Genomic DNA, 21,442 nt, shown 5'->3' with positions numbered 1-21,442 from the left:
CCTAATGTTTATCCTTTGCTAACATGTCTTCAATTGCTTCAAGAAAAGATGTTACTTGCGGTATTGCGTGTGCTTCCAGCATTTTTTGAGCTGGCATTGGTACAAATTCGCCACCTAAGCGAACGATTGGGGCTTTTAGCTCCATCGCGATTTCAGACTCAGCAATGACGGATGTAATTTCTCCACTAAAACCACTATTTTTGACTGCTTCTGTCGCTACAATAACTCGTTTTGTTTTTGCTACAGAATTTAAAATCGTTTCTTTATCAAGAGGAACCAAAGTTCTTGGATCAATTACTTCTACTGAAATCCCTTTTTGTTCAGCGATTCCTGCTGCTTCAAGCGCTTTATTAACCATAATTCCTGTTGCAATAATTGTGACATCTTCACCTGTTTTTTTGATGTCCGCTACACCGATCGGCAAGACATAACTAGCTTCAGGAACATCGCTAAACGTGTTATACAACAATTTGTGCTCATAAAACATTACAGGATTATTGTCTTGAATAGCCGCAAGAAGTAATCCTCTTGCGTCATAGGCAGTTGATGGTTGAATTACTTTTAAACCGGGGACATGGGCCATCCAATTTTCCAAACTTTGTGAATGTTGCGCTGCAGCCCCAGTTCCAGACCCGCCAGCTGTTCTCATGACCAAAGGAACACTCGCTTTACCACTATACATATAATGAATTTTGGCAGCTTGGTTTACTAATTGATCCATCGCAACCGTAATAAAATCAGAAAATTGTAGTTCAACAATCGGACGCATTCCTGTCATAGCTGCGCCTACCGCTGCGCCAACGATTGCGCTTTCGGATATCGGTGTATCTCTTACTCGTTCTTTTCCATATTTTGCTTGAAGTCCTTTTGTTGCACCAAAACCACCGCCGTAAATACCAATATCCTCTCCCAGCAGAAAAACCTTTGGGTCTTGCGCTAAGGCTTCATCCAGAGCTTCGTTAATTGCTTCTAAATAAGTAATTATTCGCATCATTCGTCCTCCGCATATACATGGGTCCATAAATCTGCCAATGTCGGTTCATCATCTTGCTTCACTGAATCAATTAAGTTACTAAGTTTCATACGAATCGATTGTTCTAGTTGGCGAATCTCTGTTTCATTCATTTGTTTAGTTTGAATCAATTCATGTTCTAAACGAATAATTGGATCATTATGTTCTTGCCACTGGAGACATTCTTCTTCGGTACGATACATCAGCTTATCTGACTTTGAATGTCCCTTATGACGATATGTTAATGCTTCGATCAATGCTGGACCTTCACCATTTCTAGCTTTTGCTACAGCTTTAGCAACAGTATCAGCCACCATATTCAAATCATTCCCATCAATTGTTACACCTTCAATGCCATAGCTTTTACCACGATCAGAAAGTTTCTCGATGTTTACCATTTGCTCAATAGAACTACTCATTCCATATTGATTATTTTCAATAAAATAGATTACTGGCAACTTCCAGATAGAAGCTAAATTTAATGCTTCGTGAAAACTTCCCTCATTTGTAGCACCATCACCTGCGTAACACAATACAACCTGATTGGTCCCTTGCATTTGCGCACTAAGTGCTGCGCCAGCTGCAATCGGAAATCCCGCTCCGACAATTCCATTAGATCCTAAATTGCCAATTGTTAAATCTGCGATATGCATACTGCCGCCTTTTCCTTCATTAGTCCCAGTTTTTTTCCCAAGCATTTCTGCAAACATACTTCTAACATCGGTTCCTTTAGCAATACAATGGCCATGGTTGCGATGGGTTGAAACAATCCAATCACTTTGTTGTAAAATTCCCGCTCCACCAACCGCCGTAGCTTCTTGTCCAATACAAAGATGCATCGTTCCGTGCAAATCACCAGCCTCAAAAAGTTCTTGAATCAGTTCTTCAAAAATCCTTATTTCCCACATTTTAGCTAAGGCTACTTTGGGATCTATTTGATGGTTATTTTGGAGTTCGATTACTTTTTGACTCATCTTCTTCCCTCCTTACGTTTCGAATTGTTCTTCAAACTAAAATTAAAAGAAGGACAACCCGGTTTTACATTTGTTCCACCCAGAATCATATGTAAATATTTTATAGTTTTCCTTAAATGATAGCAAGTTATTTCAGCTATTTTTTTGCTTTCCTTAAAAATTTTCAATTTTCTTTGACATTCTACTTAGATAAGCATGATTTTTTAGCTAAATCGTTTATAATAGAATTTGGAGGTGGAAACAAATGTTATTTCACGACGAAGAAGCAATGTTGTTTTGTATGCATTGTCAGAAAGAAACGCTTCATGACATTCAATATATGAATGAGATTATTTCTTTCATTGAATGCGAAGAATGTCATAATCAAATGAGTATTGACATTGATGCGATGAATCAATTTTATCACTATCTCTATGAACGTTTAGTTTCTAAACCTGGAAGATTAACGGAAGAAGCACGAATGGATTTTAGTAAGTTCTTAGCTACCATGCCGATGCGAATAATAAGTAAACCAATGCGTTTTACCAATGAATATAATCAATTAAATAAAGAAGTTAAAGACTACGTTTCTCGTGTCAAACAGGAAGAAGAGCGTGATGAATAAATTAAGACAAGTTATTGAATCTGAAAAAGTTTATGTGTATGACCAAGGATGTTTGAAGAAAAAAAATTATTTTTTACCGTTTGCCTTAACCGATGTCTTAACTACATTCGCTGGTATTAATCATCAGCCGATTATACATTTTTGGCAACTAGATCATACGATGATTCTCGGTATGAAAGATACTCGGGTCACAAATTTAGCTAGTGGTATTAATTCTTTAAAGCAAGCTGGCTACAATAGTATCGTTCGTAATGCTGGTGGTTTGGGGGTTATTGCTGACACTGGAGTTTTGAACGTATCTTTAATTTTGCCCAATCCTAATAATAAAAAAATCAGTATTGATGAAGCCTATACAATAATGTGGCAATGGATTCGATCAGCTTTTGAAGATAAAACACACTTGATTAAAGCCTTTGAAATTACTGAATCCTATTGTCCAGGAACTTTTGATTTAAGTATTGATGGGCGAAAATTTGCCGGGATTGCCCAACGGCGTGTAAAAGATGGTACTGCTATTATGATTTATTTAAGTGTTACTGGGGATCAGCAAAAACGTGGCGAAAGCGTTCGCGATTTCTATCAAGCAAGCTTAAAAGATGACTTCGGGAAAAATGGTTATCCTCCTGTAGATCCATCAGTAATGGCTAATTTAGAGGATTTAATCCAACGACCTTTGACTATTGCTGAAGTAAAAAAAGAATTGATTCGTGCATTATCAAAAGATGCAGCATTTGAGATTGACAATCAATTTATCTCGGAAGCATTGCCTTCTGAGTGGTTTAGTACCGAACTAAATAAGCAGATTGAAAAAATGCAGCAACGAAATCAATTATTAAACTAAAAAAGGAGTGAAAAAATGCCAACACCTTATAAAAATCAAATTTTACCAATTGAAAAAGTTTTTCGAGATCCCGTTCATAATTATATTCACGTACAGCACCAAGTTATTTTAGACTTAATTAATTCTGCAGAAGTTCAACGATTACGCCGAATCAAACAGTTGGGTACTTCTTCTTTCACCTTTCATGGAGCAGAACACAGCCGTTTTTCCCACTCTTTAGGTGTGTATGAAATCACTCGCAGGATCTGCGATATTTTTCAACGAAACTACTCATCCGAAACACTAGGTGAAGAAGGCTGGAATGATGATGAACGATTAGTTACTCTTTGTGCTGCCTTACTGCATGATGTTGGACACGGTCCTTATTCTCATACTTTTGAGCATATCTTTAATACTGACCATGAAGCAATTACTGTGGAAATCATCACTTCACCTGAAACAGAAGTATTTCAAATTCTAAATCGTGTTTCAGCAGATTTTCCGCATAAAGTAGCTAGTGTTATTACTAAACAGTATCCAAATCCCCAAGTTGTTCAAATGATTTCAAGTCAAATTGATGCTGATCGTATGGATTATTTGTTACGGGATGCTTATTTTACCGGGACAGAGTACGGCACCTTTGATCTAACCAGAATTCTAAGAGTGATTCGCCCGTATAAAGATGGTTTGGCATTTGCTATGAACGGCATGCATGCGGTGGAAGACTATATTGTCAGCCGTTATCAAATGTATGTTCAGGTCTATTTTCATCCTGTTTCTCGTGGTATGGAAGTCATTTTAGATCATCTACTTCATCGAGCGAAAGAGTTATATGAAAAAGATCCTAAAGATTATCAGCTCCATTCACAGTTATTGGTTCCTTTTTTCACTGGTGATTTTTCGTTACAAGATTATTTGAAATTAGATGATGGCGTTTTAAATACTTATTTCACTCAATGGACGTCTTTACCTGATCCGATTTTGAACGATTTAGCCAATCGCTTTTTAATTCGTAAGCCATTAAAATCGGCAACATTTTCTGGAAATCGGGATTCTGTAACCATCCGTCATTTAAAAGCATTAATTGAAAAAGTTGGTTACAATCCTAAGTATTATACAGCGATTAATTCAAGTTATGATTTACCCTATGATTTTTATCGTCCGGAGAAAAATAGCCATCGTACTCAAATTGAAATCATGCAAAAAGATGGAACCTTGATCGAGTTATCTAAAATCAGCCATCTTGTTGCAGCTCTTGCTGGACAAACGCAGATTGATGAACGTTTCTATTTCCCTAAAGAAATGGTTGATCCAAAAAGGCAACAACATTATGATTTATTTGATGATACTTACCGTGAATTTGCTACATATATTCATAATGGTGCTATCGTTGAAGGCACAAAATAAATTTTTTTTTACAGGAGGAACTTATGTCAATTAAACTAGTCGCAATCGATATTGATGGAACTTTACTCGATTCAAACAGAAAAATCAGCCCCAAGGTTAAAGAAACACTGCAAAGAGCTAATGATAGTGGAATTTATATTGTTTTATGTACTGGACGTCCTTTGCCTGGTGTCAAAGAACAATTAGCTGAATTAGAATTATATGGACCTAATGATTATGTAATTACATATAACGGTTCTTTAGTTCAAGCAACGAAATCAAATGAAATCATTTCGCAGTATACATTAAGTTATGATGATTTTTTAGAAATTGAATTAGCTGCACGAAAAGCTGGCGTTCATTTGCATACAATTGATGATCGAGCGATTTATACAGCTAATCGTGATATTGGTAAATACACAATTCACGAAGCTTTCCTAGTAGATATGCCGTTAAAATATCGCGCAGTTGATGAAATGACACCCGATATGTCTATTATTAAAATGATGATGATTGATGAACCAGATGTTTTAGATCGAGCAATCGCTCAGCTTCCAGAATCTTTCACAGAAAAGTTTACAACTGTGAAAAGTACGGAATTTTATTATGAGATTTTAAACAAAGAAGCCAGTAAGGGACATGCTTTAGCGAAGCTTGCTGAACATTTAGGCGTTTCTCAAGAGGAAACAATGGCAATTGGTGATAATGAAAATGATTTATCAATGATTGAATATGCTGGTGTTGGCGTTGCTATGGGGAATGCTACTGAAAGTGTCAAACGTGCAGCAGATGTATTAACGACCAGTAATGACGAAGACGGAGTTGCTGAGGCTTTATTAAAATACATGTAGTAAAACTAAAAAATCACTAGACTAGGTAAATAAACAAGTTTTCCTAATCTAGTGATTTTATTCTTTTTGCTACTTATTATCTTGCCATTTTTTCACTGCCCATTTATGACTGCCTCGTTTAAGCAATTCAATCCCCTCATCAACTGGAACCCAGCGAATGGTATTAGTTTTTTCTAAAGGATCACAGATTTGTTTCCAACTATCTGCAACGAAAAAATAACCGGGATTATAATAATCTGTACTTCGATGCCTCGAATGAAAATATTCATCAGCTTGACCTAAATACTTTCCAATAACAACCTCAACACCTAATTCTTCAATCATTTCACGGTCAATAGCTACTTCCTTCGTTTCTCCGTGTTCAATTTCTCCGCCAGGTAAAAAGTACGCCCCATTTGGCGCCTGGACCAATACGATTTCTGTTCTTTCGTTTCTAGAAATAACGATATAAGCGCCCACTCTTTTTTTATATACCAAGGTTTCCAATTTTTCACCGAATGTCGGTGTTTCCATAAAAACAACTCCCTTTCGTTTAGACTAATTTTACATGAGAATTTTCTCATGAACAAGTATTAACTTATCATTTCATTCACAATTTATTTAAAGTCTATGATACTATAAATACATTGACAGATTGTTTGATTACATCTGTAATAAATAACTCAGCTAAGAAAGGAAGATACTCCTATGAAAATGGCTCACACTTGTGTACGTGTCAAAGATCTGGAAGCATCTCTTGAATTTTATCAAAAGGCATTTAACTTTGAAGAAAGCCGCCGCCGTGATTTTCCAGAAAATAAATTTACGCTCGTTTACCTAACTTTACCTGGTGACGATTATGAATTAGAACTAACTTATAATTACGATCACGGAGCTTATGATCTTGGTGATGGCTATGGTCATATTGCCATAAGCACTGATGAAATCGAAAAGCTGCATGAAGAGCAAAAAAACGCCGGCTTTAACGTTACTGATATGAAGGGTTTACCAGGTACACCTCCATCGTATTACTTTATTACAGATCCAGATGGATATAAAGTCGAAGTTATTCGTTCTCGTTAATTACTGAAATGACTATTTATTGTTTAGGTTTTTACTACACAATAAATAGTTGTTTTTTAGAATGAGGTTGGGACAGAAATGTTTAACTCCGAGAACCGGGTAGGTACTGTGCAACATCAACTCGGTTCTCGTTGTGTTTTACAGCAATAAGAAGGAATTCACGAAAATTGCCAAGAATCACCATGAGCTTGTGAATGGATGATGATTGGTACCTACTTGGTGCTTTTCAAATTTTTGAACCAAGTAGGTACTATTCTACATCAGTTCGTACCTTACGGTGTTTCATAGCAATTTCAGCTTATTTCCGAAGCCTTCAATTCTTAGAGCTTTAGCTCTTAGAAATTGTTGTGATCGGAACGAAGTGGAGTAGTTGCTTCTGCACCCACCGTTTATTCGAAACTAAGAGCTTGAAAGCATGATAAACTATTATTTGTAATGATAAATTTAGGAAGTGATTAGATGAAAAAAGTGATAGGGATTGCGGGAAATCAACTTATTCAATCTGTTGAAGTATTTCATGGTAATTATGTTACCTATACCCCGCAAGGTTTTGTAAATGCTGTACAAAAAGCGGGTGGTTTACCATTAGTTATACCGATTTCACCAGAAGAAACAGCTGCAGCATATATTTCTAAAATAGATAAGTTATTGCTGGCTGGTGGACAAGATATTTGTCCTGATTTTTTTAATGAAGAACCTCATCCAAAACTTGAGGAAACTAATAGAAATCGAGATCTTTTTGAATTAGCGTTAATTAGAGAAGCTCTTAAACAACAGAAACCTATTTTTGCAGTTTGCCGCGGAATGCAACTATTGAATGTTGCGTTGGGAGGTTCTTTGTATCAAGACCTGTCTTTATATCCAAATTGGACGGTTAAACACGGTCAAGAACCTACTCAACCACAATTTGCTACACACGATATCTGTATAGAAAAAGAAAGTCTACTTTACCCGCTGTTTGGGAAACTATATCGCGTCAATTCTTATCACCATCAAGCAATTAATCAATTAGCCCCATCATTACAAGTTTCAGCTAAATCTACTGATGGACTAATTGAGGCTGTTGAAGCAATTGACTCCAATCAACGAATTTTAGGTGTTCAGTGGCATCCAGAATTACGCTTTGAATTTTCCAAACAAGAATTTGAGCTATTCGATTATTTTGTGCATAAATTATAAAAAAAGAATGAGTGGAGCAAAACTGATCTTTAGTTTTGCTCCACTCGCTATATTCGAATAAACGACGAGAAAAAAACAGCTCTTTCTTATTTCTCAGAGCTAAGCCCTTTTTCTCGACCTCTTTTAGCTTAAAAATTAAAAGTATCCGGATCTGGACCTAAACGCTCATTCGTATTTAATTGATCAATTCGTTTCATATCTTCTACGGATAATTCAAAATCAAAAACATCAAAGTTTTGATTGATTCGTTCTTGATGCACAGATTTTGGAATGACAATAATATCACTTTGTAAGTGCCAGCGAATAATGATTTGCGCAGCTGTTTTATGATATTTTTCACCCAATTCAACCAATGTTGGATTTTCAAGAATTTTTCCTTGTCCCAATGGAGACCACGCTTCTACAGCAATTTCGTGATCTGCTAAGAACTTACGTAAGGGTTCTTGAGTTAACGTAGGATGCAATTCAATTTGGTCAACCATTGGTGTTACTTCAGCTGTCGTTAAAAGATCTTCAATATGATGAGCATAAAAATTAGAAACACCTATCGCTTTGGCACGTCCACTATTGTATATTTCTTCCATTGCTCGCCAAGAATCTTTATATTTCCCTTCAACTGGCCAATGAATCAAATATAAATCCACATAGTCTAATTCTAATTTTTTTAAACTTTCATCAAATGCTTTCAACGTTGATTCATATCCTTGATCTGCATTCCATAATTTCGTCGTAACAAAAATTTCGTCTCTTGGGACACCAGACTGACGAATACCTTCGCCAACACTTTCTTCATTTTTGTAGGCTGCAGCTGTGTCAATTAAGCGATAACCAGCTTCTAACGCCCATTTTACAGAATTAACCGCTTCAGCTCCGTCTTTTACTTGCCATACTCCCAAACCTAAGCGCGGGATAATAGAGCCATTAGCTAACTCTTTTGTTTTTTCAAAAGTCATTCTTTGGTCATTCCTTTCTTTGGAAAAGTAAATACAATTTTATTATACTCCTTACAAGACTCAGTTGAAACTAACAAAGCTTATAAGCTCTTTTCTCAATAAATAAAAAGAAGAAAACCACATGGAATCAACATGGTTTTCTTAATAAACAATTTTACTTAATATTTCTAATCCATCCGTCAGGTGCTGGTACATCACCAAACTGAATACCAGTTAATTCATTGTACAATTTTTGGGTAACTGGTCCAACTTCAGTTTCACTATAAAAAACGTGGAATTCATCAAACGTTTGGATACCGCCAATTGGTGAAATTACTGCTGCTGTTCCACATGCACCTGCTTCTTTAAATTTACTCAATGAATCTAAATAAACATCTTCTTCTACTACTTCCATTCCTAAACGATGTTCTGCCAAATAAAGTAAAGAATACTTCGTAATACTTGGTAAAATAGATGGCGATAATGGAGTGATAAACCGATCATCTTTTGTAATACCAAAGAAATTCGCTGAGCCGACTTCTTCAATTTTTGTATGAGTTGTTGGATCTAAGTAAATACAATCAGAAAAATGCTTTTCTTTAGCTTTTTCCCCAGGCAAGAGACTTGCAGCATAATTTCCACCTACTTTGATAGATCCAGTACCATGTGGAGCGGCCCGGTCATAATCAGATACAACAAAGTTTGTTGGAGTCAGACCACCTTTAAAATAAGCACCCACAGGCATACAAAAAACTGTAAATAAAAACTCAGGTGCAGAATGAACACCAATCCCCTCACCGATCCCAATCAATAATGGACGAATATATAAAGTAGCTCCACTACCGTAAGGCGGGACAAACTCCTCATTGGCTTTCACAACCTCTTCTACAGCTTGGATAAACTTCTCTTCTGGTACTTCCGCCATAAGTAAATGACGCGCACTGCGGTTCATCCGCTTAGAATTTTCGTCAATTCTAAATAAATTAATTGATCCATCTTCACAACGATAAGCTTTCAAACCTTCAAAACATTGTTGACCATAATGCAGTGCAGCCGAACCTTCATGAATATTTAAGGTATTATCCTCCGTCAGTTTACCTTCATCCCACTGACCATCTTTCCACACTGAAATATAGCGGTACGGGGTTTTTATATAATCAAATCCTAAATTATCCCAATCAATTGACATCGAATCACTCCTTATTTTCAGAATATTGTAACATATTTACAATATCTTTGTTAACCTTTTTTCATAAATAATGACATCTTTTTTCAAATTCAAGTATAATAATAGAGAAAACAAATATTTCAACATCCCCTATTAAATAAAAGTCTCAATAGAAAGTTGGTACCACCATGTTTATATTTGGCCAAACAACACCTAGCTCAACCCTTGAAAGTACAGTTGATTCAGCTCTAAATATAAAGAAAGTTACTGAAAAAAATGTAAATGCCTTTGAGCAATTTTGGAAAAACATTAACTGGGATCAAATTATTGCTATGGTTATTGGAAAAACCATCTATATTATCTTTTTGATTTTTCTTTTTATCATTTTAAATCGGGTAGGCAAAAAATTAATTGATCGCGCCTATGGAAACTATGGTGCAAAACAGCAAGCTTTTAGTGAAAGTCGTTTAAAAACGTTACATACATTAATAAATAATGCTTTTCAATACACACTATTTTTCTTTTTTCTCTATTCTTTACTCACAATTATCGGTGTTCCAGTTGGTTCATTACTCGCAGGAGCTGGTATTGCCGGTGTCGCCATTGGTTTAGGTGCTCAGGGTTTTATGAATGATATCATAACAGGTTTTTTCATTATTCTTGAACAGCAAATGGATGTCGGTGATTATATTCGGTTGGCTAATCTCAGTATTGAAGGAACTGTGACTTCTATAGGTCTTCGAACAACTCAAATGAAAGCCTTAGATGGAACAGTCCATTTTATTCCAAACCGTAATATTACAACTATCAGCAACCTTTCCAGATCAAATATGCAAGTCTTGATTGATGTCAGAATTATCCCTGATGAAGGATACGAACAAATCATCACGATCATCGATCAGGTTAATGAAGAATTAAAAGAAAAATACATTGATAGTATTCAAACGGGACCTTCTGTTTTTGGAATGGTAGATCTTGGTAATGGTAATTTTGCCGTCCGTACTACAATGTATGTTCTAAATGGAAAACAAGCTCTAATTAAGGAAGAGTTTTTAGCTCAGTATGTGAAAAAACTTTCTGAAGCGAATTTTACGATTCCCAATTCTCCAATTACTCTACAGTAATAGAGCATTTATCAAAAAAAGCTGTCAACTCAACAAGTGACGGCTTTTTCTTTTTATACAATACTATTTAATTATCCAGTGATTTCAAAAACTTACTAATATGTTTAACAGCAAAAGGAATTGCGGCTTCATTTGGATCAAATTTCTCGGAATGTAATCCAAACGGACTATCAACACCTAACCAAAACATCGTTCCGGGAACTTTGGACAATAAATACCCAAAATCTTCACCTGTCATCGCCACATCAGCTTCTTCAAAAACAACATCGGGTTCTTGTGTCATGAATGACATGAAATTCGTAGTTTTTTCTTTATCATTAATTACCGGCAAATAGCCTTTTTGCTCTAAAGACACTTCAACTTCACAATTAAAAGATTTTGAAATTCCTATGCACACTTCTCTAATTCTTTGCTGGGTTAATTGATTCATTTCTTCAGTGAGCGTACGGATCGTTCCTGAAAGTTTAGCCTCTCCTGCAATTACATTTGTTGCCGTTCCAGCATGAAAAGTTCCAAATGTAATCACTGCTCCTTCCACAGGATTAACATTTCGACTCACGATCGTTTGAGCTTGTTGAACCAGACTCATTCCAGCTACAATCATGTCATTAGAAGCATGAGGAAATGCTGCATGTCCACTTTTCCCTGTCAGTGTAATTTGTACTTCGCATGTTGCAGCAAACAGCGTACCTACTTTTGTCGTGATAGTTCCGACCGGTAAATCTGGATTGACATGCAATCCGTAAAATTCATCTGGTAACCACGAACCGAATGCACTGGCTTCGTACATTAACATACCACCAGATTCATTTTCCTCCGCTGGTTGAAAAAGGAATAAATAATTGTTTTTCGGCTGCTCCACTGTCATTTGATCCAATAAGCCCAAAGCAATCGTCATATGAAAATCATGACCACATGCATGCATAAAGCCTGGGTGTCCGGATTGAAATTCTGAAAGAACTTCTTCTTGAATTGGCAAACCATCAATATCTGCCCGCCAGCCAATTGTTTTTTCAGGATTACTACCATGAACAAACACTAAAATTCCCGTCTGCCAAGTCTTAATCTCTATGTAATTTTTATCAATAATTGATATTATTTCCAGCAAAGCTTTTTGTGTCTTTACTTCTTCTAAGCCGATTTCTGGAATTTGATGTAATTGTCTTCTTATCTCAATCAAACGTTCTTGAATCACTGGTCATCTGCCTCATTTCTTTTTCACATAATTTATTGTTGAATAAAAATGAGGTTCTGTCAATCTATTTTTATAAAAACTTCTTTGATCCATGCAAAAACGAGCTTGGACATAACACAAAAAGTTATGTTTCAACCTCTTAGTTTCCGAATAAACGGTGGGAGCAGAAGCAACTACTCCACTTATTTCCGATCACAACAATTTCTAAGAGCTAAAGCGCTAAGAATTGAAGGTTTCGGAAATAAGTTGAAATTGCTATGAAACACAGTGAGGTACGAACTGATGTAGAATAGTACCTACTTGGTTCAAAAATTTGAAGAGCAATTTTCGTGAATTCCTTCTTATTGCTGTAAAACACAACGAGAACCGAGTTGATGTTGCACAGTACCTACCCGGTTCTCGGAGCTAAACACTTCTGTCCCAACCTCGCTTTCAATTTAAATTTAACTAAATCAATTATTTCAGAATATCGATTAAATCTTTTTTAGAAGCTGCCGAAGCTGGCATATAGCTAAAAATAACACCGATCAACACAGATATACTAACGGCTAAAGTTATAGTGAATAAATCTGGTCGTACAGCAAATGGTAAAAATACCGAAGCCAATAACCCAAGCAACATTCCTAATAGATAACCAATCGTCCCACCAAGTAAAGTTAACGTTAAGCCCTCTGCTAAAAACTGTTTTTTAATGTCTTTTTCAGTTGCACCTAATGCTCGGCGAATACCAATTTCCTTAGTCCGTTCTGAAACAGAAATATACATCATATTCATCACTCCGACTCCAGCAATAAATAGCGAAATACCTGCTACAGCTGAGATAAATAACGTCAAGTTATCCAAGATACTGCCCATCTCTTTAATATCTGATTTAGGATTATATCGTTCGTATTCTCCTGCATTTCGTAAACTTCCATTAAAATTAAGCTGTTTTAATACTTCTGCTGTCACTTTGTCTAAATTCTGATCTGGTTCGGTTTCCAAATCCAAAATAGACTGACTGTCTACTGCGCTAAAATAGTGATCGTAACTTTTTATAGGAAAATAAGCCAACGCTGCCTGATTTTCTAAAGAAAGTGTGCCACTCCCACTAGCAATAACTCCCACAACCGTAAATAACTCGTTCTTAATTTCAAAACCTTTTCCAATGGCCTGTCCAGCATCTCCATAAAGTTTCTGAGCTAAAACTTCATCAATAACGACTACTTTGTTTAACCGCTCATTATCCGCTTGATCAATTTGACGCCCCTCTAACAGATCAAGTGACGTTTCTTCAACTCGTTCAATTTTTTTGTTCATTTTCTTACCACGAATATATAGATCCACTTGACGTTCAGTTAATTTTTGTTTTGGTTTATAGAAATCGACTTTTTTAACACCTTTAACATTTTTGATTAAATCCAGATCACTTTTTTTAAAAACTTCCTTGTCACTTAAGGCATTCGACAATTCAAAATAATTAAAAGTAATATTACTTGTAAATTCATTCGTATTTGTCATTGACATTTTGTCGATCATATCACGTTTAAACCCATTACCTATTGAGACAATCGTAATAACCGATGCAATACCAATAATAATCCCAAACATAGTTAAAAAGCTACGTTTTTTGTTCTTTAGAATTGATTTCAATGCTGTTTTTGCGATAACAATATTTTTCATTTAATCAACTCCTCTTCCACAATCGCTCCATCTTTTACTCGGATCAATCGATCACAGTAAGAGACCATATCAGGATTATGAGTGACTAAGATAATCGTGACTCCCTCATTCCTATTCAGATCCTGGAACAACTGCATAATATCTTCAGAGGTTTTTGAATCTAAGGCTCCAGTTGGTTCATCCGCAATTATAAATTTAGGAGAATTAACGATCGCTCTAGCAATAGCTACCCGTTGTTGCTGACCGCCAGAAAGTTGTTTCGGGTATTTATTGCCTTTGTCTGCTAAACCGACTTTCCCTAATACTTCTTGAACCCGTTTCTTACTATCCTCATAAGCTGAACCATTATAGAGCAAAGGCAGTTCTATATTTTCAAAAACAGTATTATTTTCAATTAAGCTAAAATTTTGGAAAACAAAGCCAACTGATCGATTTCTAATCGCAGAAAGTTCTTTATCTGAAAAATCAGTGATCTCTTTATCTTCAAATAAATACGTGCCCTCAAACTTTTTATCAATAAAACCAATCAAATTGATTAACGTTGATTTACCAGACCCAGAAGGCCCCATCACCGCAACAAACTCTTTTTCTTTAATCTCAAAATTTATATTTTTTAATACATGAAGCTGTCCTTCTTCTAAGGAATAATACTTGTTAATTTGCTCAAGCTTAATCATTTTCAAGCACCTGCACTTCTGCTTTGTCTGTTAAAGCTTGGTCTGGATTACTAATAATTTTTACACCTTCTGAAAGACCTGATTCTACTTGTTTTCCACCGTCTACTTCTTTTAGTTTTACTTCTGTCTTAAGCGCCTGCCCATTTTTATATACGAAAACAAACGTTTGTTGATCCTTTGTTACTATTGCTTTCTCCGGGATAATCAATTGTGGTTTTGCCATAGAAACTTGAACGGACGAACCATACGGCCAGCTAAAATCTCCTTCAACAGTGAATTCGTAGACTGGTATTTCAGATTCTGTACCAGCTTTTGAATTGGGTAATTGATTAATATTGCTAATTTTTCCTTGTGCACTTTGATTAGAACCGATTGATGTCACGCTTACTTCTTGTCCTGTTTTCAATTTGTTTAAATCATATTCACTGACCGTTCCTTTGACTTGTTTCGTTTTACTTAATATTTGAATCAATGGAGTCTCCAAGGATTTTTTACCCGCTTCATTCACTAGTGCAACGCCATCAATTGTTGCATTTACAACAGAACTAACTTTGCCTTGCTCCGTTTCCAACATCGCAGTTTCGTCAACAGCTTCGGTATTTGCTAAATCAACTGCTTGTTGGGCTTGAATCATTTCATTATTTAAGCTTGCTGATTCTGATTTTTGTTGTTCAAATTTGCTTTTCAGTTCTTCTTTTTTATCAGGATCTGCCTCACGATCAGCTGCAACTCGTGCTTGTTCTAAAGTTGCTTGAGCTTCATTATAACGAGCTTGCGCTCTAGCTAAATTTTGTGATGCTTGTTGGGCAGATAAGTTACTTTTATTTACGGCTCTTTGCTGTTGGTCTGCTCTAGTTTGTGCTTCTCCATTTTGATAATTAAGTACGTTATCATCTTTTTTAACCTCTTGTTCATTCTTTACTGGAATATTAGCTATCGTTCCAAATGTTTGGTCATAGTAAATATCCTGAGTTTGCGCTGCTTTGATTTCACCCTTCAAAAGAAGTGGGTCTAAAGGTTTTAATGTGAATGCATTATAAGTGGGTTCATTACTTTTAGGTGAGGAAAAAAATAGAAAATAACTTCCTACACATACGCCAATTGCAATTCCACCGATAATCCATTTTGTTTTTTTACTTTTCATTTTACTGTTTCCTCCTAGTTCTATCTATAAAAGTAAGTATAGAGATTAGGGTGCTTACAGAAAATTGAATAGCCTAACAATCAGCTTACATAATCGAAAGTTATGTAAGCTGATTGTTAGTTTTCATAAAAAAACGTATGGACAAAACTAAAAATCAGTTTTGTTCCACACGCTAGATCCGAATAAACAACGAGAAAAAAGCAGTTACTACATTTTTCTCAGTCTCTGTTATTAATTTATTATAGTTTACGTAATTCTTCCATCATATTAGTTTTACCTTTAGTTTTTTCGTCTATATCTTTGATTTTTCTAGCTGGAACACCTGCAACAACAGTATTTGGCGCCACATCGTCTACAACAATAGCTCCAGCTGCAACAACCGCTCCTTTACCAACACGAATTCCTTCTAAAACAACCGCATTAGCACCAATCATTACGTTATCCTCAATCACAACAGGCTCTGCACTTGGTGGCTCAATAACGCCAGCTAAAACAGTTCCTGCACCGATATGGCAGTTTTTCCCAACGGTCGCTCGACCACCTAAAATTGCTCCCATATCGATCATAGTACCTGCGCCGATAACAGCGCCAATATTAATAACTGCTCCCATCATAATAACTGCATTGTCACCAATTTCCACTTGATCTCTAATAGTTGCACCTGGTTCAATTCGTGCATTTATCTCTTTAATATCCAACATTGGAATAGCCGAATTTCGTGAATCGTTTTCAATTACATAGTCGATAATCAGTTCTTTATTTTCTTCTAAAAAGACTTTAATATCTTGCCATTCTCCAAAAAGAGTTCCAGTTTTACAATTTGTAAATGCTTTAATAGTTTCCGGGAATTCTACTTGTTTAAGTTTCCCTTTTAAAGTTACTTTTACTGGTGTTTTTTTCTCAGCATTGCCGATATAATTAATAATTTCATATGCGTCCATAAGATAATTCCCTTCAATAACTTACTTATTTTAAAATTTTCAAACTATTTTTCCCCAAAATAAATGGTCTAAATTGCTTTTATTTCCCGTTCTTCTTCATTTGTCTTTGGTAAAATAATATTATTTCTTTCCAACTCATGTGCCATATGATTAATGGCTTTTAACAGTTCTTTGCGAGTAATAATCCCTTTAAAACATTGATTATCATCAACTACAGGTAAAAATGCTGCATCGACTAATAAGTGCAGAATGTCTTCAAGTTCCCATTTTTCTCCTATCACTGGAACATTGACTTCCATAACATCCGCTACCGTAAAATCTTTTAGTTTGTCAAAATCGACAGATGTTATATCAAACATTTTATCAACCACATCAGATAAACTGATAAGACCTACAAAACGATCACCTTTATCTAAAACAGGGATTTTTGAATATTTTACTTGTGATAAAACAAGCAGCGCATGGCTTAGCGGATTTAAACACATTACGTTTGCAACATTTTCCGCTGGTATTAAAAAAGTTTCTTCTTTTTCTAATAGTAATTCTTTAACAGCAGTTCCAATCATTGGAGTGCCTCCATTTCATTTTCTATGCTACAACTATTATTGTACCGAAAACAAATGCAAATGTCTTCAAATTCAAACTTTTTTCACATCTATAAAGAAAAATTAAGATTTGAATTGACTGTTTGTACTGCTAACTAATATGTAAAAACAGGAAAAACAGAGTGTGTGTCAAAACTGGTTTTTAGTTTTGACACACACTTCAAATCCGAATAAACGGCGAGTATCAAGTTGATGTGCACAGTACCTACTTGGTTCTCGGAGCTAAACGCTTTTGCCTAAGCCGCCATCTTTTTCTCATTATTATTTATCAAAGACAAAATGCAATTTATCAAAAGGACGATGATCTCTACCGTAATACTGTATAGTAAACTTTTCCGGGGAGCTTTCAATAATTGCATATGATTTTAATTGAATCGGACCACGAGGCTGACTAATACTGCCTGGATTCAAGAAAAGGATATGGTCATGAACTTCACACCCAATCTCATGAGTATGTCCGAATAATGCAATCGTTGCGTTAGCTTCCCTAGCTTGCAATGCTAATGTAGTTAAACCAAAACGAACGTTAGACAAATGACCGTGAGTCATAAAAATAATATCTCTATCTGTCTTTTCTACGATTGTTTCTGGAAACTCTGGGTCATAATCACAATTGCCTTTAACGACAATAAACTCATTCCACAAAGTATCTGTTGGCTCTAATTCTGAGTCACCGCAGTGGAACATTCGATCTACTTTTCCACGATAAGTATCTGCTAAATCTACTAAAACTTCACGATCTCCATGATTATCACTTACGACTAAATATTTCATGCGCTTCCTCCTAGCTTTTTAGCCAATTTTCCCATTGGTCTTTAAGTTTTGCAACAGCTTTACCACGATGACTGATTTCATTTTTACGATCGTCTGTAAGTTCTGCCGCAGTTTTTCCTTCTTCTGGCACATAAAACAACGGATCGTAACCAAAACCATTGTCTCCACGTGGAATCGTACCCACTTCTCCTGACCAATCTCCTGTAACAACAAGACTTTCTTTATCAGGTGCTGCAAAGACTAACGTACAATGGAACTTAGCCATCCTTTTTTCTTGAGGTATACCGGTCAGCTCGTGCAGTAACTTGGCATTGTTAGCCGCATTATTCGTTGGCTCACCGGCAAATCGTGCAGAATAAATTCCCGGCATACCGTTCAATGCATCGACAATTAATCCAGAGTCATCTGCTAACACTGGTTGTTGTAAAATGGCTGCAATTGTTTCTGCTTTTAGCCGAGCATTTTCCTCGAAGGTTTTCCCTGTTTCTTCAACATCCGGTAAGTCTGGATAATCTAATAATGTTTTAACAGAATAGCCCTTTTCAGCAAAAATTTTCTTAAATTCTTTGGCTTTCCCCGGATTTCTTGTAGCAATGACGATTGTATTTTCTTCTATGGACTGAGTATTTTGTGTTGTTTGTGCCATAAGTGCTTCTTTTTGATAAGCGATTAAATGTTCAATACCAGTTTTACCATAAAAAAGTAACGCATTTAGTTCGTCTCCAGAAAACGTTGCTTCCTCACCTGTTCCTTGAAGCTCCACAAAATTTCCAGATTCAGTCATCACTAAATTCATATCCACCGCCGCTGCAGAATCTTCTACATAATCTAAATCAAGAACACAATTTCCATCACTTAAAATACCTGCGCTAACAGCAGCCAGATACTCTTTAATTGGATTTTCTTCAAGTATGCCTTTTTGCAGCATTTTATCTACAGCAATTTTCATAGCGACAAAAGCACCAGTAATACTTGCCGTTCGCGTACCACCATCAGCTTGCACAACATCACAATCAACAACTATACTACGTTCGCCTAATTTTTTTAAATCAATAACTGCACGCAATGAACGTCCAATGAGGCGCTGAATTTCCATTGTTCTTCCAGATAACTTTCCTTTGGCGCTTTCACGTATATTTCGTGTATTTGTTGCTCGTGGCAACATGCTATATTCTGCAGTAACCCAACCTGTTCCTTCACCTCTTAAAAACGGCGGTACTTTTTCTTCAATAGTAGCGGAACAAATTACTTGAGTATCACCAAAAGAAATTACTACGGAGCCTTCTGGATGTTTATAGACATTTGTTTCAATTTTTATTTTTCTTAGTTCTTTAGCTTTTCTACCGTCATGTCTAATCATGTTTCATTCCTCCTAAACGGATTTGCTGTATATTAATATCTTCTATAGCTAACCATTCATCTGTAATGGCTTTAAACATTTTTGGTGAACCGGTTGTATAAAAATCATTTACCTCATTTTTATAATCTGGTGAATTGGCAATATCAAAATAATCCAACAACATACTTACTTCACTCACTGTTTCAGCACCAGAATCAATTAATTTCACGTGACTTCCCATCACATTCTGAATCAAGGGACGTAGTAATGGATAATGTGTACACCCCAAAATTAACGTATCTAACTTTTTCAGCTGCAAAGGATTTAGTGTTTCTGAGACAACTTTTTTTGCAACTGATGAGCCAAACTCATTGCTTTCGACTAATGGAACAAACTTAGGACACGCTAAACTCACTACCGTGGTCTTTGGTGCTTTACCTTTCAACGCATTTTTATACGCTTCACTTTTGATGGTTCCTACTGTACCAATAACACCAATTCGGTTGTTTTGAGTTGCTTTTAATGCAGCTCTAGTCCCAGGTAAAATAACACCTACTACAGGAATATCCAATTTTTCTTTGATTTCTTCTAAAGCAACAGCTGTTGCTGTATTACAGGCAATGACCAGCATTTTTATATTTTTTTCTAACAGGAAATTTGTCATCTCCCAAGTAAATTGAACGACTTGTTCTGCTGGTCTAGGTCCATATGGACAACGAGCAGTATCTCCTAAATAAATCAATCGTTCATTAGGTAACTGTCTCAAAGCTTCTTTAACTACTGTAAGTCCACCGACTCCAGAATCAATAAATCCTATTGCTTCATGATTATTCAAACGAATCAAACCTTTTCAGTATTTTTTCAATAGTACTATTTTCAGCTATTTACACTATTTTTTCAAGTTTTAACATACGATCTCCTAATTATACCACTTTTTTAGGTTTTAGTTTTGAGCTTTCTTCTTTCATTCAAAAAAAACTGGTAATCTTATTTTTCTTATGTTATAATTTCTAACATTACAGGATAGAAAGAATTATGAAGATACGATTAAATATAAAGGAAATATTTTTTTCTGATAAATCATAGAAATTACTTATAATATACCATTATAATCATTTTTATTTAATCGCTAGTTCGTTTTATTTTCTCACAATTAGATTATATCAGTACCTTCTCAAGCTTTAGAGAAGCATTTATTACTGTAAATCATGTAACAAATTTATACATAAAGGAGAATAATTATGATTTCGTTAGAACATGTAAATAAGTATTTTGGCAATCACCACGTATTAAAGGATATTTCTTTAAACGTTAACCAAGGAGAAAAAATTGTTATTATTGGTCCTTCTGGTTCTGGAAAAAGCACCTTAATTCGCTGTATCAACCGTTTAGAAAAAGTTAGTGATGGACATATTTTTGTCGATGGAATTGACATTACTGAACCAAAAGCTCCAGTTCAAAAGGTTAGACAAAAAGCGGCGATGGTTTTCCAAAATTTTAATCTTTACGCACATAAAACCATTATTCAAAATCTGACACTAGCTCCGATCAAAGTGAAAGGTATTTCAAAAGAAGAAGCAACAAAAACGGGTATGGAATACTTAGAAAGAGTCGGTCTTGCTGATAAAGCAAATTCTTATCCTGCCCAACTTTCTGGTGGTCAGCAACAGCGTGTTGCGATTGCTAGAGCCTTAAATATGCATCCAGAAATCATCTTATTTGATGAACCTACTTCAGCACTTGATCCTGAAATGATACAAGAAGTTCTAGATGTAATGGTTGACCTATCCAAACAAAATATTACAATGATCTGTGTTACGCATGAAATGGGCTTTGCCCGCCAAGTAGCTGATAAAGTAATTTTCATGGATGACGGTCAAATTATTGAAACAGGAACTCCTGAACATTTCTTCACAAATACTGAAAATGAACGAGCTAAAAGCTTCTTAAGCAAAATCATCCAACATTAATTGACAGACTATATTTCCACGGA

22 protein-coding genes are annotated in these 21,442 nt (G+C 35.7%); 8 read left to right on the top strand and 14 right to left on the bottom strand.

Translation table 11 applies throughout. The features are described from left to right. Position 1: 1 nt before the first annotated feature. Together C240_RS01975 and C240_RS01970 are read right to left on the bottom strand one after the other, a co-directional pair. Positions 2–991: an alpha-ketoacid dehydrogenase subunit beta gene (locus C240_RS01975; protein WP_271490733.1), complete on the bottom strand. Its 990-nt coding sequence runs from the start codon at positions 989–991 to the stop codon at positions 2–4. Continuing rightward, positions 991–1,986, bottom strand: coding sequence for a thiamine pyrophosphate-dependent dehydrogenase E1 component subunit alpha (locus C240_RS01970; protein ID WP_271490363.1), 996 nt, complete (start codon positions 1,984–1,986; stop codon positions 991–993). Before C240_RS01970 ends, C240_RS01975 begins: the two co-directional genes overlap by 1 nt. Positions 1,987–2,230: 244 nt before the next feature. Here C240_RS01970 and C240_RS01965 point away from each other — a divergent pair, with 244 nt between their 5' ends. From C240_RS01965 to yidA, 4 genes are read left to right on the top strand one after another with little or no spacing between them, the layout of a single operon-like run. Further along, positions 2,231–2,590 (top strand): hypothetical protein, encoded by a 360-nt coding sequence (locus tag C240_RS01965; protein ID WP_271490360.1) that lies wholly within the window; start codon positions 2,231–2,233, stop codon positions 2,588–2,590. Then, positions 2,583–3,431 carry a lipoate--protein ligase family protein gene (locus C240_RS01960; protein ID WP_271490357.1) on the top strand — a complete coding sequence of 283 codons (849 nt, stop codon included), beginning with the start codon at positions 2,583–2,585 and terminating at the stop codon, positions 3,429–3,431. The genes C240_RS01965 and C240_RS01960 overlap by 8 nt, the downstream gene beginning before the upstream one ends. A gap of 15 nt (positions 3,432–3,446) precedes the next feature. After that, the gene (locus C240_RS01955) at positions 3,447–4,817 is read left to right on the top strand and encodes an HD domain-containing protein (RefSeq protein ID WP_271490354.1); all 1,371 of its coding nucleotides are present in this window, start codon (positions 3,447–3,449) and stop codon (positions 4,815–4,817) included. A gap of 23 nt (positions 4,818–4,840) precedes the next feature. Next, positions 4,841–5,647, top strand: a complete 807-nt coding sequence (gene yidA / locus C240_RS01950) for a sugar-phosphatase (protein ID WP_271490352.1) — start codon at positions 4,841–4,843, stop codon at positions 5,645–5,647. Between the two features lie 69 nt (positions 5,648–5,716). Here the strand turns inward: yidA and C240_RS01945 are convergent, their stop codons facing one another. Further along, positions 5,717–6,160, bottom strand: coding sequence for an NUDIX hydrolase (locus C240_RS01945; protein ID WP_271490349.1), 444 nt, complete (start codon positions 6,158–6,160; stop codon positions 5,717–5,719). A gap of 174 nt (positions 6,161–6,334) precedes the next feature. On the opposite strand from C240_RS01945, the gene gloA reads away from it, so the two are divergent. Both gloA and C240_RS01935 read left to right on the top strand, forming a co-directional pair. After that, positions 6,335–6,709, top strand: coding sequence for a lactoylglutathione lyase (gene gloA / locus C240_RS01940; protein WP_271490347.1), 375 nt, complete (start codon positions 6,335–6,337; stop codon positions 6,707–6,709). A 459-nt stretch (positions 6,710–7,168) separates the two neighbouring features. Beyond that, positions 7,169–7,888, top strand: a complete 720-nt coding sequence (locus C240_RS01935) for a gamma-glutamyl-gamma-aminobutyrate hydrolase family protein (protein ID WP_271490344.1) — start codon at positions 7,169–7,171, stop codon at positions 7,886–7,888. A 128-nt stretch (positions 7,889–8,016) separates the two neighbouring features. Here C240_RS01935 and C240_RS01930 read toward each other — a convergent pair whose 3' ends face one another. Both C240_RS01930 and C240_RS01925 read right to left on the bottom strand, forming a co-directional pair. Next, a complete protein-coding gene (locus C240_RS01930; RefSeq protein WP_271490341.1) occupies positions 8,017–8,841 on the bottom strand; it encodes an aldo/keto reductase in 825 nt (274 codons plus the stop codon). Between the two features lie 154 nt (positions 8,842–8,995). Beyond that, positions 8,996–10,009 (bottom strand): branched-chain amino acid aminotransferase, encoded by a 1,014-nt coding sequence (locus tag C240_RS01925; protein ID WP_271490338.1) that lies wholly within the window; start codon positions 10,007–10,009, stop codon positions 8,996–8,998. A gap of 167 nt (positions 10,010–10,176) precedes the next feature. On the opposite strand from C240_RS01925, the gene C240_RS01920 reads away from it, so the two are divergent. Beyond that, positions 10,177–11,112, top strand: coding sequence for a mechanosensitive ion channel family protein (locus C240_RS01920; RefSeq protein WP_271490335.1), 936 nt, complete (start codon positions 10,177–10,179; stop codon positions 11,110–11,112). Positions 11,113–11,179: 67 nt separating this feature from the next. On the opposite strand, the gene C240_RS01915 is transcribed toward C240_RS01920, so the two are convergent. The 9 genes from C240_RS01915 to racE form a co-directional block, all read right to left on the bottom strand. Further along, the gene (locus C240_RS01915) at positions 11,180–12,307 is read right to left on the bottom strand and encodes an N-acetyldiaminopimelate deacetylase (RefSeq protein WP_271490332.1); all 1,128 of its coding nucleotides are present in this window, start codon (positions 12,305–12,307) and stop codon (positions 11,180–11,182) included. Between the two features lie 456 nt (positions 12,308–12,763). Then, entirely contained in the window at positions 12,764–13,969 is a 1,206-nt protein-coding gene (locus C240_RS01910; protein WP_271490329.1) for an ABC transporter permease, read from the bottom strand. Further along, entirely contained in the window at positions 13,966–14,646 is a 681-nt protein-coding gene (locus C240_RS01905) for an ABC transporter ATP-binding protein (RefSeq protein WP_271490325.1), read from the bottom strand. The genes C240_RS01910 and C240_RS01905 overlap by 4 nt, the downstream gene beginning before the upstream one ends. Further along, positions 14,639–15,790, bottom strand: a complete 1,152-nt coding sequence (locus C240_RS01900; RefSeq protein ID WP_271490322.1) for an efflux RND transporter periplasmic adaptor subunit — start codon at positions 15,788–15,790, stop codon at positions 14,639–14,641. Before C240_RS01900 ends, C240_RS01905 begins: the two co-directional genes overlap by 8 nt. A gap of 239 nt (positions 15,791–16,029) precedes the next feature. Further along, a complete protein-coding gene (gene dapD, locus C240_RS01895) occupies positions 16,030–16,731 on the bottom strand; it encodes a 2,3,4,5-tetrahydropyridine-2,6-dicarboxylate N-acetyltransferase (RefSeq protein ID WP_271490319.1) in 702 nt (233 codons plus the stop codon). Positions 16,732–16,799: 68 nt separating this feature from the next. Further along, a complete protein-coding gene (gene cbpB / locus C240_RS01890) occupies positions 16,800–17,297 on the bottom strand; it encodes a cyclic-di-AMP-binding protein CbpB (RefSeq protein ID WP_271490316.1) in 498 nt (165 codons plus the stop codon). 300 nt (positions 17,298–17,597) lie between these two features. Further along, positions 17,598–18,110: a metallophosphoesterase gene (locus C240_RS01885; RefSeq protein ID WP_271490313.1), complete on the bottom strand. Its 513-nt coding sequence runs from the start codon at positions 18,108–18,110 to the stop codon at positions 17,598–17,600. A gap of 10 nt (positions 18,111–18,120) precedes the next feature. Further along, positions 18,121–19,470, bottom strand: coding sequence for a ribonuclease PH (gene rph / locus C240_RS01880; protein ID WP_271490310.1), 1,350 nt, complete (start codon positions 19,468–19,470; stop codon positions 18,121–18,123). Continuing rightward, the gene (gene racE / locus C240_RS01875) at positions 19,463–20,290 is read right to left on the bottom strand and encodes a glutamate racemase (RefSeq protein WP_271490731.1); all 828 of its coding nucleotides are present in this window, start codon (positions 20,288–20,290) and stop codon (positions 19,463–19,465) included. Before racE ends, rph begins: the two co-directional genes overlap by 8 nt. Before the next feature lie 400 nt (positions 20,291–20,690). Between racE and C240_RS01870 the strand changes: the two genes are divergently transcribed. Continuing rightward, on the top strand, positions 20,691–21,419 hold the full coding sequence (locus C240_RS01870; RefSeq protein WP_271490307.1) for an amino acid ABC transporter ATP-binding protein: 729 nt from the start codon (positions 20,691–20,693) through the stop codon (positions 21,417–21,419). Positions 21,420–21,442 lie beyond the last annotated feature (23 nt).

It is taken from the genome of Enterococcus sp. 5H, assembly GCF_028128615.1.
In the GTDB taxonomy this organism is placed as follows: Bacteria; Bacillota; Bacilli; order Lactobacillales; family Enterococcaceae; genus Enterococcus_L.
Note: the sequence above shows the minus strand (reverse complement) of the source record. Positions and strands in the feature narration are given on the sequence as shown.

What these genes read in the sequence shown, in the direction of transcription:
- cbpB (WP_271490316.1), bottom strand. Translation starts at nt 17,297, where the DNA reads ATGATTGGAACTGCTGTTAAAGAATTACTATTAGAAAAAGAAGAAACT.
- C240_RS01965 (WP_271490360.1), top strand. Translation starts at nt 2,231, where the DNA reads ATGTTATTTCACGACGAAGAAGCAATGTTGTTTTGTATGCATTGTCAG.
- C240_RS01920 (WP_271490335.1), top strand. Translation starts at nt 10,177, where the DNA reads ATGTTTATATTTGGCCAAACAACACCTAGCTCAACCCTTGAAAGTACA.
- C240_RS01970 (WP_271490363.1), bottom strand. Translation starts at nt 1,986, where the DNA reads ATGAGTCAAAAAGTAATCGAACTCCAAAATAACCATCAAATAGATCCC.
- C240_RS01955 (WP_271490354.1), top strand. Translation starts at nt 3,447, where the DNA reads ATGCCAACACCTTATAAAAATCAAATTTTACCAATTGAAAAAGTTTTT.
- C240_RS01960 (WP_271490357.1), top strand. Translation starts at nt 2,583, where the DNA reads ATGAATAAATTAAGACAAGTTATTGAATCTGAAAAAGTTTATGTGTAT.
- C240_RS01870 (WP_271490307.1), top strand. Translation starts at nt 20,691, where the DNA reads ATGATTTCGTTAGAACATGTAAATAAGTATTTTGGCAATCACCACGTA.
- dapD (WP_271490319.1), bottom strand. Translation starts at nt 16,731, where the DNA reads ATGGACGCATATGAAATTATTAATTATATCGGCAATGCTGAGAAAAAA.
- C240_RS01900 (WP_271490322.1), bottom strand. Translation starts at nt 15,790, where the DNA reads ATGAAAAGTAAAAAAACAAAATGGATTATCGGTGGAATTGCAATTGGC.
- C240_RS01910 (WP_271490329.1), bottom strand. Translation starts at nt 13,969, where the DNA reads ATGAAAAATATTGTTATCGCAAAAACAGCATTGAAATCAATTCTAAAG.
- C240_RS01905 (WP_271490325.1), bottom strand. Translation starts at nt 14,646, where the DNA reads ATGATTAAGCTTGAGCAAATTAACAAGTATTATTCCTTAGAAGAAGGA.
- C240_RS01975 (WP_271490733.1), bottom strand. Translation starts at nt 991, where the DNA reads ATGCGAATAATTACTTATTTAGAAGCAATTAACGAAGCTCTGGATGAA.
- C240_RS01935 (WP_271490344.1), top strand. Translation starts at nt 7,169, where the DNA reads ATGAAAAAAGTGATAGGGATTGCGGGAAATCAACTTATTCAATCTGTT.
- C240_RS01945 (WP_271490349.1), bottom strand. Translation starts at nt 6,160, where the DNA reads ATGGAAACACCGACATTCGGTGAAAAATTGGAAACCTTGGTATATAAA.
- C240_RS01930 (WP_271490341.1), bottom strand. Translation starts at nt 8,841, where the DNA reads ATGACTTTTGAAAAAACAAAAGAGTTAGCTAATGGCTCTATTATCCCG.
- C240_RS01885 (WP_271490313.1), bottom strand. Translation starts at nt 18,110, where the DNA reads ATGAAATATTTAGTCGTAAGTGATAATCATGGAGATCGTGAAGTTTTA.
- yidA (WP_271490352.1), top strand. Translation starts at nt 4,841, where the DNA reads ATGTCAATTAAACTAGTCGCAATCGATATTGATGGAACTTTACTCGAT.
- rph (WP_271490310.1), bottom strand. Translation starts at nt 19,470, where the DNA reads ATGATTAGACATGACGGTAGAAAAGCTAAAGAACTAAGAAAAATAAAA.
- C240_RS01925 (WP_271490338.1), bottom strand. Translation starts at nt 10,009, where the DNA reads ATGTCAATTGATTGGGATAATTTAGGATTTGATTATATAAAAACCCCG.
- gloA (WP_271490347.1), top strand. Translation starts at nt 6,335, where the DNA reads ATGAAAATGGCTCACACTTGTGTACGTGTCAAAGATCTGGAAGCATCT.